The sequence below is a fragment of the Pseudoalteromonas sp. BSi20429 genome (assembly GCF_000238895.1).
GTDB lineage: Bacteria > Pseudomonadota > Gammaproteobacteria > Enterobacterales > Alteromonadaceae > Pseudoalteromonas > Pseudoalteromonas arctica.
Genome location: NZ_BADV01000015.1, coordinates 157,124 through 172,889, shown reverse-complemented (window position 1 = coordinate 172,889; position 15,766 = coordinate 157,124). Strand labels below are relative to the sequence as shown.

13 protein-coding genes are annotated in these 15,766 nt (G+C 38.3%); 12 read left to right on the top strand and 1 reads right to left on the bottom strand.

The features are described from left to right. The first annotated feature begins 96 nt into the window (after positions 1–96). From P20429_RS15970 to P20429_RS16005, 12 genes are all read left to right on the top strand, one after another. Positions 97–1,374: an RES domain-containing protein gene (locus P20429_RS15970; RefSeq protein ID WP_007580898.1), complete on the top strand. Its 1,278-nt coding sequence runs from the start codon at positions 97–99 to the stop codon at positions 1,372–1,374. Positions 1,375–1,490: 116 nt separating this feature from the next. Continuing rightward, positions 1,491–1,964: a hypothetical protein gene (locus P20429_RS15975; RefSeq protein ID WP_007580896.1), complete on the top strand. Its 474-nt coding sequence runs from the start codon at positions 1,491–1,493 to the stop codon at positions 1,962–1,964. An 87-nt stretch (positions 1,965–2,051) separates the two neighbouring features. Then, entirely contained in the window at positions 2,052–2,357 is a 306-nt protein-coding gene (locus P20429_RS19195; protein ID WP_197099226.1) for a hypothetical protein, read from the top strand. Between the two features lie 294 nt (positions 2,358–2,651). Further along, on the top strand, positions 2,652–2,921 hold the full coding sequence (locus P20429_RS19190; RefSeq protein ID WP_033026303.1) for a hypothetical protein: 270 nt from the start codon (positions 2,652–2,654) through the stop codon (positions 2,919–2,921). Between the two features lie 346 nt (positions 2,922–3,267). Next, the gene (locus P20429_RS21030) at positions 3,268–3,369 is read left to right on the top strand and encodes a transposase (protein WP_370494013.1); all 102 of its coding nucleotides are present in this window, start codon (positions 3,268–3,270) and stop codon (positions 3,367–3,369) included. A gap of 214 nt (positions 3,370–3,583) precedes the next feature. Then, on the top strand, positions 3,584–3,901 hold the full coding sequence (locus P20429_RS19185; RefSeq protein WP_033026299.1) for a hypothetical protein: 318 nt from the start codon (positions 3,584–3,586) through the stop codon (positions 3,899–3,901). Positions 3,902–4,305: 404 nt separating this feature from the next. Further along, positions 4,306–5,262, top strand: coding sequence for a phosphotransferase (locus P20429_RS15980; RefSeq protein ID WP_007580885.1), 957 nt, complete (start codon positions 4,306–4,308; stop codon positions 5,260–5,262). A gap of 146 nt (positions 5,263–5,408) precedes the next feature. Then, entirely contained in the window at positions 5,409–6,038 is a 630-nt protein-coding gene (gene upp / locus P20429_RS15985; protein ID WP_007580883.1) for a uracil phosphoribosyltransferase, read from the top strand. A 9-nt stretch (positions 6,039–6,047) separates the two neighbouring features. After that, the gene (locus P20429_RS15990; protein WP_007580880.1) at positions 6,048–7,286 is read left to right on the top strand and encodes a uracil-xanthine permease family protein; all 1,239 of its coding nucleotides are present in this window, start codon (positions 6,048–6,050) and stop codon (positions 7,284–7,286) included. 145 nt (positions 7,287–7,431) lie between these two features. Next, positions 7,432–9,177 carry an HAD-IIB family hydrolase gene (locus P20429_RS15995; RefSeq protein WP_007580879.1) on the top strand — a complete coding sequence of 582 codons (1,746 nt, stop codon included), beginning with the start codon at positions 7,432–7,434 and terminating at the stop codon, positions 9,175–9,177. Then, positions 9,170–10,390 carry a glycosyl transferase gene (locus P20429_RS16000; RefSeq protein ID WP_002958673.1) on the top strand — a complete coding sequence of 407 codons (1,221 nt, stop codon included), beginning with the start codon at positions 9,170–9,172 and terminating at the stop codon, positions 10,388–10,390. Before P20429_RS15995 ends, P20429_RS16000 begins: the two co-directional genes overlap by 8 nt. A gap of 55 nt (positions 10,391–10,445) precedes the next feature. Then, positions 10,446–12,224 carry a sugar phosphorylase gene (locus tag P20429_RS16005; protein ID WP_007580877.1) on the top strand — a complete coding sequence of 593 codons (1,779 nt, stop codon included), beginning with the start codon at positions 10,446–10,448 and terminating at the stop codon, positions 12,222–12,224. 326 nt (positions 12,225–12,550) lie between these two features. On the opposite strand, the gene P20429_RS16010 is transcribed toward P20429_RS16005, so the two are convergent. Then, positions 12,551–15,397, bottom strand: a complete 2,847-nt coding sequence (locus tag P20429_RS16010) for a TonB-dependent receptor domain-containing protein (protein WP_007580875.1) — start codon at positions 15,395–15,397, stop codon at positions 12,551–12,553. Between the last annotated feature and the right edge of the window lie 369 nt (positions 15,398–15,766).

Below are 15,766 nucleotides of genomic sequence, written 5' to 3'. Positions count from 1 at the left end.
TATTCAAACGGACACGTACAGTCGGCTAGCGCTCCGCGCATTATAGCCAACAGTACTTAGCCGCTTAATATAAGCGTTAGAATTTTAGAGGTAGCAATGAGTTTTATATGTGCCGATTGTATTGATGTTGAATCAATAAAAGTAGAAATTAATAAAAAACCTGCTCATGACTTATGTTTCTATTGTGGCGAAGAAAAAAACAATATTGCTAATAAAGAAGTGATTTTTGACCTTTTCGAATCTCGTTTCATGGAATCAGTTATACCATTGTCTGAATGTAGTCCAATGGAAGTTGGGATGTTTTATCACGGAAGTGATGATTTGTGCGTATCAGAGATTTGGGAAATGATAGACAATTTAGAAGTTGGCTCTGAGCAGTTACGAGATGATTTAACTGAGCATATTATAGCGTCACTAAATACTAATGAAACTTTATTTGTTTACGATGATGGTACTCTCGATCATAATGCTTATGAATATAAATGGACTGAATTTATAAAATCAGTTTCTCATAACCATAGATTTTTTAATGATTCGGCAAAAGAATTTTTGAATTCTTTATTTGCAATTATTCAAAAGAATGGCGTTATTATTGATGATGTCATTCATGAACTTAATCCAAATGCCTCAATGTTTAGGGCACGAGTTGCAAACACTGCAAATGAAAGAGCTGAAATTTTCAGTGACCCCGCTAACCAACTTGGCCCTGTACCCCAAAAACTAGCTACTGACCAACGAATGACCCCTACTGGTATTTCGGCGTTTTATGCCTCAAGTGACCGAGAAACATGCTTTAGCGAGGTTCGCGCTATAACTGGTGATAGCGTTATGTCAGCGGAATTCAGAACAATAAATACTTTGAGGTTATTAGATTTAAGAAAATTAACAGAAATTAGTAAAATGTACTTTTGTCCACTTGAAGCTGATTTTTCAGATAACTCTCATAAATCACAATTTATTAAACAATTAATCTTCTTACTATCTAAGCCTGCATCTCAGAGGGGGACATCTACGTATCTTGAAACTCAAATTATATTTGAGTATTTACGTGTTAACTTTGGTGCTGATATACATGGTCTAGTTTTTAGCTCTGTGCAAACAGGAATGGAGGGACTTAATGTTGTTCTATTTCCTGAGCACTCTGAAGTACAGCCTTTTTATTATAACTCTCAAAAAATAAATGAGTGTAATGAACATCACAATAGTGAATATGAGTATTATCATTATACAGTGACGACTTCTGGTGATACACCTAAAGCACAAAGTAGTAAAAGGCTAAAGTTTGTAGAGGGTTCCATAAAATTACACTATATTAAAGCAGTAAAGACTGAGGCTAAAGAGCTTGATATAGAAATCACTCTTAAGTCGAAATGAAATTCTAACAAGGCGTTTAAACGGAGCTAAAACAGTTGGTTAGGTTTCGCTTCGCTACACATCATGACCAACAATTTTAGTCCGCTTAACGCGGCGTTAGTTTTAAAAGGATGTTCATGCGTAAATATATAGTTTTGTTTTTCTGTTTAATTTCTAATTATGTATTTGCATCATTTCCACTGGAAGTATCTGATGAAGCATTAATTAAAAAAACTGATCATGTTTTAATCGGGCGTGTAGTCGGTGTGGATATGGTTGATGGAAACGGCAAACAGATATATGACTTAAAAGCTAAAACAGGCCCCAAATCACCAAATAACATCAGGTTAATTTTTGCTATTGATGAGGTGTTAGAAACCAATTCAAAAAGTGTTCCTACAAAACTATTTGTTCCGTTAGACAGTTTTATGCATTTTAGTCTCGGTCAAATAAAAGAAGACTATCCAGAAGTAACAGAGCAAAGACTTTTATTATTATCTGGTAATGAGTTTAAGCCTCCAGTTGCAGGCCACTTTCAACGTAACTTACTAGACAAAGAATATTACTTGGAGTTGTTTAAAACTAACAAGTCACTCAAGCAGGACAAATAACAGTTGGTTTTTGCTCCTTCGTCGCTTATTTTAACCAACTATTATTTGCCTCTTAGTGAGGCGTTATGTGTATCTCTTATGCGGAATTTGAATCCAACTGAAATTGTAATAATTACTAAACTGCTTAAGATGGCTAAGTTGGAAGTAGATATTTCCCAATTACTTGTCAATCCAATGAATGATGGTGGAATGGGAAGTTTAGCTATAGGTTATAACTATGACAGCCGTCAACTTGGTCAAGAGATCGCTGAATATATGTTTAAAGATTTGGATGGTACTCCTGTATCGGCAGCGTTAAACATAGATAAGCAAGGGAATTTATACGAGTTGGACATTTGGAAAGTAGATTTTTCTCCAACCCAAATGAGAAATAAACTAGACACCCATCCTTAATTTTGCATTATCCATTTAAATGCCAGTGATCTAATTATGCTGTTAGAATAAACAAGACACCCATCTAAAATTTTCCCTGTACTCTAGGGTGTGCAATCGTTTCTGCTGCGATTTAGATCAAATCGTCCAAGGTGATATGTTAGGGGCTGTGATTACAATGGCCCCATTGGGTGCAAGTAAAATAGTTACGGGGCCATTAAAAGCTGGAAAAACGATCACAAAAAAAGAAATTGCAAAAAGAGAAGCTGGAACAGCTATCTTAACTAATCTGACATTAAATGGTTCGAAAGAGTGATGAAAAATTCAATTTTTATATTGATTGCCGTAATTTGGTTCGTGTTTTCTGGCTTGTTCATTGCTGAAAGATTTGGAATTGAAAATTGGATTGGGAGTTTTATTTTATATTCAATGGGATTTTATTGGATTTATCCATATATATTTTCAAAAACAATGTATTTCCCTTACAGCGCAGAAGCTTTTACAGACAAAGAAGAGAATAATACTAAACGTATGATTTTATTTGCACTCGGTTTACTGTTTTCGAGCATGGTTTCTATGCTATGAATAAAATTAATGTATAAAGTTAAATGGTATATGTGAGTTACCATGTGAATTTTGAAACCTGTATTTGAATTAAAAGCCAAAAAAAATAAACTAGACACCCATCCTACTAATAATTAGGATGACACCCATCCTAATTATTACGAAAAAAGCCCATTAAAACAGGGCGCAGGTGCAGTTTATAAATAATGAATCGCGCAAAAAGATGAGCTATGTCGATAAGATGAAAGTTAAAATAGATAGCCCAATCGGACGACGACAGCTGTTTATTAAAGAATGGCAAACGATTCGGCAGTATTGAACCGGCTTTCTTTTAAATAAAAAGCGGAATATTACGGTGAATAAAGGCATGAATAAATTGACCTTACGGGGTCAAATGAAAGTGAATGCGCAATGGCAACTGTACTGTCTTGTTCATAATATAGAAAAGCTGCAAAACACGATGCATTAAGAAGGGTAAGCCCTTTTACCCTAAATAAAAGCCACTCAACCACCCTTAATCCCTTCCAAAACGCCAATTAAAACAATATCAAACACTTCTATATTCTGCGTAAAAATACAGTAATCAATTGAACCAAAATAGGAACTCAGCTATGGTTTGTTTATCAATAAAAACAAATTTAAAAACGAGTTAATCTACAGGCTCGTTATGAACCTAGGGCGATATGAAAACACTGATTTCAATTTTACTTTGTTCTTTGTTGACTGCATGTGGTTTCCAATCTATCAAATTGGTGGGTTATGGTAAAAAACTCGACGTTCCTGTCTATGAGGCCTGCTTCTTTGAGAAATTTGAAGAGTATCGGTCATTAACTAGTTATTTGCTCTCCGTAGAAGTAGAAAAAGCTGAAGGGCAAATTACTTACTATGAATTAACAATTGATGGTACAAATACAGAAGACCCAGATGAGGTGTTTACACCTAAGTCTTTCAAGGAATCAAAAGAATTTCTGGAAAATATAGTTAATGAATGTTCTGCTTAAGGCGGTACATAACAATGCAAATTAAAAGCGCGGACAAAAAACAGTTGGCTTTGCTCGTGCATCACAAATTATAGCCAACTAATTTTTGCCGTTTATTTGCGGCGTTAGAAAGCCTATGAAGAATTTGAGTTACCTTTTAACTTTGTTGTTTTTATTTGGTTGTGGAAAGAAAGAGCCTGACATTGTTTGGGATTGGGGGTATTTACCTTCATCAGAAATATCTAACTCTAAACGGGAACAATGTGCTCACGAGTATTACCAGTCTTTTTGTAGTAGTACAGTGATTTTGGCCACTATTTACATACAAACTTGTATAAAACCAAGTGGGGCTTTTTTATGCCTTAGTTTTATTAAAAACGTCCACTAATGTTAAACTACAAAAAACTTAATTACTTAATATAGCTATGGCATTTTACATTCCTTTATTACAACCTCACTTTAAGCACATTGAAATTGGCGATACGCTTACATCACTTTGGAGTGGATGTGGCAGTATTGTGAAGTGCCAGCTTGATGATAAAGCCTGCGTTATTAAAGCGATTAAAATACCCAGTTATATACACCATCCTAAAATTAAACAAAGCGAATTTGCGCTTAAAAGAAAGCAGCATTCCTATAGTGTTGAATACACTTTTTATAAGCTTTATAGCCAGCATTTACCAGTACATGCGCAAAGTATTGAATCTATAGGTGCAATTAATAAAGATGATGAATATGCGCTGGTATTTAAGGATTTCACCAAACATGGGTTTGCTCAAGCAGGGCCACAACATGTTAAAGCTATAGTAAAGTGGCTTGCACACTTTCATGCGTTTAACTTAAGTAAACCCGCTGAAGGGTTATGGCAGCAAGGCAACTACTGGCATTTAAGTACGCGCCCAGATGAGTTTAATAAACTAAAAGATAACCTTGATAAAAAGTCCGATATTAAAAATGCTGCACATAAAATAGATGAGCAGCTACAAAGTTGTGCGTATAAAACGCTGATTCATGGCGATGCAAAACTTGCTAACTTTGCAGCTAATGAGCGCGATGAAATACTCGGTTATGATTTTCAGTATATAGGTGCAGGTTCTGGGATAATTGATGTGATGTATTTTATGACCAGTTGCTTAAGTGATGCACAATTACACGAGTGCGCTGATGAGTATCTTGCGTTTTATTTTGATAATTTAAAGGCTGCTATTACTACTTATCATCCTACAGCACCAGCAAGTAAAATAGCTGACGATTGGCTCGCTTTATGGCCTGCTGCATGGGCTGACTTTTATCGATTTTTAGCTGGCTGGAGCCCTGAGCATCAAAAAATAAATAGTTATATGCAACAGCAAGTAAACAGCTGGTTAGCGAGTAACATTTAATAAACACAACGGGTTGATTGCTTGCATAAATATCAAGCAAAACAATACATTTTGGCACGATGTATGAAAATCTCTTTAAAACTACAGGTCAAATGACCTTTTTTAATATAAAATACTGCAAATTCTTGTATCAGTAGGTTTATATCATGGCAATTCACGTTATTTCTCACCCTCTTGTTCAACATAAACTAGGCCTAATGCGAGCGCATGGTATTAGTACTAAAAGCTTTCGTGAATTATGTTCTGAAGTTGGAACCTTATTAACCTACGAAGCAACTAAAAACCTACAGTTAGAAGATAACGAAATTACAGGCTGGGATGGCAATAAATTAAAAGTAGAGCATATTAAAGGTAAAAAAATTACCGTAGTGCCTATTTTACGCGCTGGTCTTGGCATGATGGACGGTGTTATGCAGTTATTACCAGCGGCTAAAGTGAGTGTTGTTGGTCTTGAACGTAACGAAGAAACACTAGAGCCAGTACCATATTTTGAAAAGCTAGTAGGTAATATTGATGAGCGCTTAAGCTTAGTTATTGACCCTATGCTTGCAACGGGTGGCTCAATGATTGCCACAATCGATATGCTTAAAAAAGCAGGCTGTAAAGAAATCAAAGTGATTGTACTAGTTGCAGCACCAGAAGGTGTTGAAAGAACACTTACAGCACATCCAGATGTAGAAATATTTACAGCCTCAGTAGATAGCCACTTGAACGAAAAGGGCTATATTATCCCTGGTTTAGGCGATGCGGGCGACAAAATATTCGGTACTGTTTAGGAGTCTTAAGTGCAAAATAATGACACCTTTTCAATAAAAACTATTTTAACGGGCGCGCAAATGCTGTTTGTAGCATTTGGTGCGCTGGTATTAGTGCCGCTTTTAACGGGCTTGGATCCTAATGTTGCGCTTTTTACCGCAGGCATTGGCACCTTGCTGTTTCAAGTAGTGACTAAAGGCCAAGTGCCTATATTTTTAGCTTCATCGTTTGCCTTTATTGCACCTATTATTGCCGCTGTGCAAATGTGGGGCGTGCCGGCCACTATGGGCGGCTTAATGGTGGCGGGTTTTGCTTATATGCTTTTAAGTTTATTAGTGAAATTTAAAGGCGTTGCAACGCTTCATAAAATTTTACCACCTGTGGTTGTAGGCCCAGTAATTATGGTTATTGGCCTTGCGTTAGCACCTGTTGCTGTAAATATGGCGATGGGTAAAAGTGGCGACGGCAGTATTCAAATTATTGATTACACCAGCGCTATTTATATTTCGTTGTTCTCGTTAGTGGTTACGCTTATTTTTGCAGTATGGGGAAAAGGCGTATTTAAGCTTATACCTATTCTGGCAGGGGTTGTAGCGGGTTATTGTTTATCGCTTGGTATGGGCGTTGTGCAATTTGACGCAGTGACTAACGCACAGTGGTTTGCTGTACCAAACTTTACTTGGCCTGAGTTTAAATGGCAGGCTATTTTGTTTATGGTACCTGTAGCAATAGCACCTGCAATTGAGCATATTGGCGATATGATGGCTATTAGCCAAGTAACCAATAAAGACTTTTTGAAAAAGCCTGGGCTTCATCGTACTTTGTTTGGTGATGGCCTTGCGACTTCTGCGGCATCATTATTTGGTGGCCCGCCTAACACTACTTACTCAGAAGTAACGGGGGCAGTTATGCTTACCAAAAACTTCAATCCTAAAGTAATGATGTGGACAGCTGTTATTGCCATTATTTTAGCGTTTGTAGCTAAAATGGGATCTGGTTTGCAAACTATTCCTGTACCTGTAATGGGCGGCATTATGATTCTACTTTTTGGCTCTATTGCTGTAGTGGGTTTAAATACACTGGTTAAGTCGGGCGATGATTTAACCGCGCCGCGTAACTTAAGTATTGTTGCGCTTATTTTGGTGTGCGGTATTGGTGGTATGCATATTGGTGGTAGCCAATTTAGTTTAGAGGGCGTAAGCCTCTGCGCTATTTTAGGAATAGTACTTAACTTAGTATTACCAAAAGCAGAACCTGAAAAAGTTTAATTTTGCACATTAGCTAAATAGATTGCACCATAATAGCGCATTTTTAATGCGCTATTTTTTTAACTTCTTAATAAATATACAAAAATAATAATGGTCTAGTATCTGCATTTAACTTCCAGAACGCATTGTATGCAAAGGAGTTACTATGTCAGAGGCCAATATTGTGGATATAACCCCGTTTTTAGCAAAACACCAACTGCCTTTAAAGTATCAATATTTGAGTGAGCAATATTTTGTTCCACTCGCGCATGACATCCTCGAATCTAAAAAAACAAATACTCCTATTTTTGTTGCCATAAATGGATGCCAAGGCTCAGGAAAAACAACACTCGCTGATTTTTTAGTTACCTGGTTTTCTAAAAACACACCACTTTACAGTGTTGCATTGTCTATTGATGACTTTTATTTAGCAAAACAAGCACGTAGTGAACTTGCCAAAGACGTACATCCTCTTTTTACTACTCGCGGAGTACCGGGTACTCACGACGTAGCTTTAATGAATAGCACAATAACTAACTTACTGGCAGGAGAGGTAAACGTACCGCTTCCACGTTTTAATAAACACGAAGACGACTGCGTGCCAGCAAGTGATTGGCTAACAAACGAAAAGTCAGTTGATATTGTTATTTTAGAAGGGTGGTGCGTAGGCAGTGAGCCACAACCGTTGTTTTCATTGAGTGAGCCGCTTAACGAGTTAGAGCAACAATTTGATAAAGAAGGCGTTTGGCGCCGCTGTGTAAACAGCTGTTTGGCAAACGAATATAAAGCCGTTTTTAACCTAATTGATTATACCGTTATGCTAAAAGCACCGAGTTTTAGTGATGTTTTTACATGGAGACAAGAGCAAGAACAAAAGTTAATAGCCAAAAAAGGTGAAGGCTCAGGCACCATGACTAACGAGCAATTGGTGTATTTTATTTCTCATTTTGAGCGCATTACGCGTGAGAACTTAAACACACTGAGCGCTAAAGCAAACGCTTTAATTGAACTTGATAGCAACCGCGATATTAGCGGTATGCACCTAACGAGTGATGACACACTTCAACCCATTATTTTTACAGATTTGGACGGTACATTACTCGATCACGCCGATTACAATACCAATAATATCAGTGAGTTATTACAGCAGCTGCAAAATGCACATATTCCTGTGGTGTTTAATACCAGTAAAACTTTTTGCGAAGTTATAGAGCTTAAAAACGATTTAAATATTCAACAGCCTTTTATTGTTGAAAACGGTGCAGCGGTATTTATTCCAGAAGACTATTTTGAATTAAAGCCAATTGGTTGTAAAAAAATAGGCGCGTATTGGTGCTACGCAATGGCAAAGCCGCTATCGAGTTTATTAGATGATCTAAATACTTTAAAGGCAGATTATAAAGCACATTACAAATTGTTTAGTGACTTATCGAGTGAGCAAATATCAGAACTTACAGGCCTCGATGATGCGCAAGCAAGACGCGCACAAACCCGCGATTATTCAGACCCTCTTTATTGGTATGGCAACGACGAATTACTCACAGCCTTTGTAAACGATGTTGAAGCACTCGGCTACGATATAAAAATTGGTGGGCGCTTCATTCATATTGCCAAAAATACCGATAAAAGCGCTGCACAGCAGTGGTTAGTTAAACAGTTTACCCATCATTTCAGAAAGCCTCTCACGGTCATTGCACTTGGTGATAGCGATAACGATAAGCAAATGTTAGAGCATGCAAATATCGCCATTATTATCGCCAATCCGGCGAGTAAAAAGCCGGTTAAATTGTCGCACAATAAAGCACGATACTCTCAATCGCCAGCACCGCTGGGCTGGATTGAAGAAATAACATCGTTGCCGTGCATTAGCAGTATTTTAAGTATTTCTGAGGAGCAAACATCTCATGGCTGATTTTTATCAAAATGGCATTATTACAACATTACATAATATTGCCGACAGACCAATAGAAGATCTAGAAAAAGAGCTACTTACTTTTAGCAAGCAGCGCCCAATGGGATTAATACTTCCTTCGTTATTTAGTGAACTCGAAGGCCCTGCACTGCAAAATATAGTTAGCGAATTACGCGAAGTACCGTATTTATCGCAAATTACCATAGGTTTAGATAGAGCCGACGAAGCACAGTACCGCCATGCACTTGGTTTTTTTAAAGAGCTAAACCAAAACCATAAAGTATTATGGAACGACGGCCCACGCTTACAAGCACTTGATAAAGAATTACAAGAGCTAGGCGTTGCACCGCGTGAGCTGGGTAAAGGCCGTAACGTGTGGTACTGCATGGGCTATAAATTAGCAACAGCGGAAGTGGAATCTATCGCGCTGCATGATTGCGATATTTTAACCTACGACAGAAGCTTACTTGCTCGCTTAATTTACCCCGTTGCGCACCCGCGTTTTAACTATGAATTTTGTAAAGGGTTTTACCCGCGTACTGCGAATGGCAAAATTAATGGCCGTGTATCGCGCTTATTAGTAACGCCATTGCTTCGCTCGTTTAAAACAATTTTAGGCAATACCGACTACCTTGAATATATGGACTCATTTAGATACCCACTTGCAGGTGAGTTTTCGTTTAGACGCGATGTTTTAAACGATATTCGCATTCCAAGTGACTGGGGCCTTGAAATAGGCGTACTGAGTGAAATGTATCGTAATTACTCTCATAACCGCTTATGCCAAGTAGATATTGCAGATAATTACGATCATAAGCACCAAGAACTTTCACTTGATGACCAAAGCGCAGGCTTGTCTAAAATGTCGATTGATATTACTAAGGCATTGTTTAGAAAGCTGGCGACTCAAGGTGTTACTTTTACCAGCGAAACAATTCGTTCATTAAAAGCGACTTACTACCGTATCGGGCTAGATTTTATTGAAACCTATCACAACGATGCGCTTATGAACGGGTTAACACTTGATGTACACCAAGAAGAAAAAGCAGTAGAAATGTTTGCACAAAATATTATGGAAGCAGGTCAACACTTTCTAGAAAACCCAATGGAAGCGCCATTTGTGCCAAGTTGGAACCGTGTTGTATCAGCAATGCCAGATGTACTTGAGCGCTTAAAAGAAGCCGTAGAGCTAGATAACGAAGAATATAGTTAACCTGCGCGCAGGTTAACTAGCCTATAAGTCTAAACAATAAATATTAGGGGCGCATGTGAGCACAGTTAGCGAATTATTTTTACAACGAGTAGAGCAACATCTTCATATTATTTATGAGGGGGTTGAGCTGCCTTTATCGGTTACTGAGCTTGCTCAGCAACTCATTAAAATTATATTAGGTAGCAATGCACTGCGCGACCCGACCCCCCATACAAACCGGTGGGATGAACAAGATATAGTATTGATTGCTTATGGCGACTCTATTATTAAACATGATGATAGTGAATTTGCTGTATCGAGCCCAATGGAGGCACCGCTTAAAACACTACACCGGTTTATAAAAGAGCAATGTGATATGCAGTTAAATGCGCTGCATATATTGCCATTTTACCCGTATAGCTCAGATGAAGGCTTTGCCGTAATGAACTACGTGCAAGTGAATGAGTCGTTAGGTGATTGGGGCGATATTCAAAACATCGCTAAAGACGTAAAGTTAATGGCAGATTTAGTTATTAACCATTGCTCAAGCAGAAGCGTATGGTTTGAGAACTTTTTAAACGATTTACACCCTGGTAAAGACTACTTTAAAACGGCCAGCTTAACGGATGATTTAAGCCAAGTTGTACGCCCGCGAACCTCATCGTTATTAAATACTGTAACAACGCCAAGCGGTGAAAAGCACGTATGGTGTACGTTTAGTCACGATCAGGTTGATTTTGACTTTGGCAATCCTGATGTACTTAAAGAGTTTGTGGGAATAATTAGGCATTATTTAGACAATGGCGTGCGTTTGTTTAGGCTTGATGCGGTTGCATTTTTGTGGAAACAGCTTAATACAAGTTGCATTAACTTGCCGCAAACACATGAAGCAGTAAGGCTAATGCGAACACTTATTGAGCACGCAGAGCCCAGCGTAGTTATAATTACCGAAACCAATATTCCAAACCAAGAAAACCTATCGTACTTTGGTAACGCTAACGAAGCGCACAGTATTTATAACTTTGCATTGCCGCCATTGTTGCTTCATACATTACTTAGTGGTGATAGTACTGCAATAAAGCATTGGATGATGAGCATGCCGCCTGCGCAAAATGGGACGGCATACTTTAACTTTATAGCCTCGCATGATGGAGTAGGGCTCAGACCAATTGAAGGTTTACTACAGCCTAGCGAAGTGGCGTCACTAGTAAGTACAACCATGCAGTTTGGTGGTCGTGTATCTATGCGTACAAGTAACGATGGCACACATACACCGTACGAGCTAAATATTGCTTTATTTGATGCACTTCAAGGGACGCACAATGGCCCTGATAAGTATGGCCTTGAGCGATTTATGTGTGCTCACGCAATTATGTTTGCGCTTGAAGGTATCCCAGGGCTTTATATTCATAGTTTGTTGGGTACAACTAACGATTACGACCGATTTGAAAATTCACAGCATAACCGCGCTATTAACCGCCATCGTTGGCAAGAATCAAAGCTACTCGCGGCAATTGGTGAAAAGTACAGTCATCATCATAAAGTGTTTAACGGCATAAAAAGCTTATTGGCAGTACGCAAAAAGCAGAGTGCCTTTCACCCCAATGCTACACAGTTTACGCTGCATTTAGCAGGTGGGTTGTTTGGTTTTTGGAGACAAAGCATTGACAGGCGCCAAAGTATATTTTGTGTTTATAACATTAGCGATAAACCACAAACACTCACATTGGCCGACTTAAACTTAATTAACACCCAAAAGTGGTTTGATTTGGTAGCAAATAAAACGATTGAAGAAAGCCAATTAACGATAGAGCTAGAACCATACCAAAGCGTGTGGCTGAGTAATATTAAATAAAGTATATAAAAAAGGCTCGCACTGCGAGCCTTTGTTTTAACTAGGGCGTGTTGATCTTTGTGGATTGAAATTTGTTCAATCTAGGGGCGATTAAATCGCGACGCGAGGTTTGTAACCTAGTGGGCTAAGTAAAAACCGAGCAACAAAGAGTTAATAGTCCCTAGAAAGAACCCTTCGGGCAGCGCATGTTTGGTATTTATGCTGCGTTATCGCCTATTTATGGGGAATAACCACACTACATAGGCTCTGCTTTGCCTAAAAACCAAACATACTGCTGCAAATTCACCCACCAATGATCAACACGCCCTAATAAATTATTTTATTAATTATAAGCTGTAGCTTAAGTTAATGTAGCCAAAGCGGCCAATGTTATCGTAACTTGCGCTACCCGCGCTTGTACCACGTGAACCGTACGGAAGTTTACGGTTAAATACGTTATCAACACCTACTTTAACGCCTAAACCGCTATCGAAGTTATAACCAACAGTCATATCGGTAATAAAGTATTTACCGTAAGACATTTGATTACTTGGATTTGGGTTGTTTTCAAGTTCAACATTTGTGTATAAATCGACTTCACTTAAAAAGCGTGTTTCAACTGTTGAGAAAAAGTTGTCCATAACATAACTTACAGATAAGTTAGTTTGCCACTTAGCTTCACCTGTAGTACCTGCGTATTCAATGTAGTTACTAGGATCGTCTTGGAACGGGTAATCTTTACGTTCAATTAAGTAAGTACCAATTAAGCGTGTTTTAAAGCTACCTTCAAACGCGTCAAAATCGTAACCTAGTTCAAAATCAACCCCTGATGCTTTTTGGCCAGCAACATTTAATACAGAGTTTTGTATTAAAGTAATTTCGCCATTAGCATTACGTGTAATTAAGTTACAGTATTGATTGTTTATACCTGTTGCGCTATCAACACAGCGATCAAGAATGTCTTGCGCATTAATTGTGTCAATTGCATCTTCAAGTTCAATTTCCCAGTAATCAATAGTAAGTAGCGCATTTTCTAAAAACTCTGGTTGGTAAACAATACCTACAGTTGTACTTGTTGACTCTTCACCTTTTACATCGCGGTTACCACTGCTTAAACCATCTAATGAGGCTGCATCGTAACCTGAGTTGAAATCACTCGCTACACCTAACGCGGCACAATTTGCAGTGCGGGTTGCTCCGTTTGATAAATCACCTAGGTTGTCAGCGCGACACGGGTCGTCTACATTGTAGAAAGTTTGGCTTGCTGCACCAAATACTTCACTAATGTTAGGCGCACGAAGCGCAGCAGATTGTGTTACACGTACACGTAGCTCATCATTTACAGTCCAATCAAGGCCAAGTTTCCAGCTAGTTGCTTCGCCAATCGTACTGTAGTCAGCATGACGTACTGCAGTATCAAACACTAAGTCTTGAATAAGCGGTAAATCAGTTAAAATTGGCATCGTCGCTTCAAAGAATACTTCGCGAACATTAAACGAGCCTTTATCTTCGCCCAGAGCGTTAAAGAAAGTACCTTCAGCGTTATCAGGCTCTTTTGTTTCGCTTTCTTCTTTACGGTACTCAGCACCAAATGCAACACCTACATAGCCCGCTGGTAATTCAAAAATAGCGCCATTAGCAAGTGAGCCAGAAATAACTGTTTGCTTAATAGTTGATGTGCCAACAGATACCGTATTAATGTAATCAATGGCTTGTTGAGATGGCGAACCAAACCCCATAATATTTACAGGAACACAGCCATCAGCTTGGGCTGCAGCACTACGACATACTACGTTACCATTTGTATCTTCAACGGCATCAAGTGCATTAAAGTAGTTGGCTACAATCATGTTAGCGCCGTTTTCACGCTCTAGATCAGTTTGGCCATAAACAACTGATGTATCTAATTCCCAATCTTCAAATACAGTACCTTTTAAGCCGGTAACAAAGCGCGTTGTTTCACGCGTATTGTTTTCAATGCGGCGGCCAAGGTCGGTCATCATGCGGTTAACCATGATCGAATCAACACCTTGTTCTTTCATACGCGCTTTGATGGCTGGGTCTAGGTAAGGGTTGTCGATTTTAATGCTGTTTTCATCGTCAAAGAAGAAAAATGCAGGTTGGCCTATGCTTTCACCTTGGCTGTTTACATATTTAGCATCAAAGTAAACGTTTAAGTCGTCGGTAACATCGTAGTTAACTTTAAAGTTTACGTTGTAACGCTCAAACTCAGGTTGAATTTCTTCAAATTGACCTAGGTTGAAAAAGTCACATTCTGCACATGAATACAAATCTACATTATTACCTATGTATAAATCACGGGCGCTGCTGTCAGGGTTAAAGCTATTGATAAACTTAGTTGAATCTTCGAGTGCGTAAACACCCGCGTTATTAATTGCGTAATAACCTGCATTTGGCGTTAAAATTTTATCAGGAAAGTCTAAGCTATTTGTATCTTCACCAGGTAAAACTTCTCTGCGTAAACTACTAAACGAAGTGCTAGTCCAAGGGTGATCAAGCGCGTTTAATGAATCCTGGCCTGAGTATTCAATAGCAAAAGCTGCATTACCACGATCGTTATCAAAGTTAGAGCCGTATGAGAACGTCGCTTTTTCGTTGTTGTAGCTGCTTAAATCGGCAAAACCACGTGTAACGCTAAAGTCCATGCCTTCAATGTTGTCTTTTAATATAAAGTTAACAACACCTGTCACCGCATCAGCACCGTATACAGCAGATGCACCACCAGTAATTATCTCTACACGTTCAACCCATACACTTGGAATAGTGTTGGTATCTACAGATTGAGAACCTGCAGAGCTTGATACATGACGCTTGCCATTTACAAGTACCAAAGTACGATCTGTACCCATGTTACGTAAATCAAGAATATTTAAACCCGCAGTACCAATAAAACGGCCTGAGTTAGCCATAGAATATGTATTGCCAAGTGCAGGTAAGTTATTTAGCGCTTCACCAATGTTTACTGCGCCAGTGTTCATTAGCTGCTCGCCACTGATAACTGTAACAGGTGCAGGCGCAATAGCACCTTCACGTAAAATACGTGAACCCGTTACTTCAACACGTTCAATTTTTGTTGCTTGCTCATCTTGTGCAAGCACAGAATTACTTGCTGTTGCAGCAGCAGTAATTAATGCACATTTAATGCTAGTAGAAAGTAAATTATGACGTTTCATTTGATTCCCAGAGAACATTTTATAGTAATTAAATACAATGTAGTTTTATCCAAATGCAGTTTGTATTTGGATAAAGCCCTATAACTTTTTTTATGAGGGCGGCGATTATTGCATGCTGATTATTTTATTAAAAGCAGCTAACTCACTGTAAAATAAGCAACTTGAAATAACCTGAAGAACTTTTATTGTGTTTTTTGGTATTAATTACAAAGGCCCTTTAAATGATTTACTGAGGTGTTTTTACATTTGGTTTTTCTTATATATTTTAGTTATTAACATTGGTTTTTATTTGTTAAATTTTCAGTTGTTTTTTAAGTCAATTTTTTGCGGTTTATAATTATTCACATATAAATTTTTATTTATATGAAG

What these genes read in the sequence shown, in the direction of transcription:
- P20429_RS15970 (WP_007580898.1), top strand. Translation starts at nt 97, where the DNA reads ATGAGTTTTATATGTGCCGATTGTATTGATGTTGAATCAATAAAAGTA.
- P20429_RS15975 (WP_007580896.1), top strand. Translation starts at nt 1,491, where the DNA reads ATGCGTAAATATATAGTTTTGTTTTTCTGTTTAATTTCTAATTATGTA.
- P20429_RS19190 (WP_033026303.1), top strand. Translation starts at nt 2,652, where the DNA reads ATGAAAAATTCAATTTTTATATTGATTGCCGTAATTTGGTTCGTGTTT.
- P20429_RS21030 (WP_370494013.1), top strand. Translation starts at nt 3,268, where the DNA reads ATGAATAAATTGACCTTACGGGGTCAAATGAAAGTGAATGCGCAATGG.
- P20429_RS19185 (WP_033026299.1), top strand. Translation starts at nt 3,584, where the DNA reads ATGAAAACACTGATTTCAATTTTACTTTGTTCTTTGTTGACTGCATGT.
- P20429_RS15980 (WP_007580885.1), top strand. Translation starts at nt 4,306, where the DNA reads ATGGCATTTTACATTCCTTTATTACAACCTCACTTTAAGCACATTGAA.
- upp (WP_007580883.1), top strand. Translation starts at nt 5,409, where the DNA reads ATGGCAATTCACGTTATTTCTCACCCTCTTGTTCAACATAAACTAGGC.
- P20429_RS15995 (WP_007580879.1), top strand. Translation starts at nt 7,432, where the DNA reads ATGTCAGAGGCCAATATTGTGGATATAACCCCGTTTTTAGCAAAACAC.
- P20429_RS16000 (WP_002958673.1), top strand. Translation starts at nt 9,170, where the DNA reads ATGGCTGATTTTTATCAAAATGGCATTATTACAACATTACATAATATT.
- P20429_RS16010 (WP_007580875.1), bottom strand. Translation starts at nt 15,397, where the DNA reads ATGAAACGTCATAATTTACTTTCTACTAGCATTAAATGTGCATTAATT.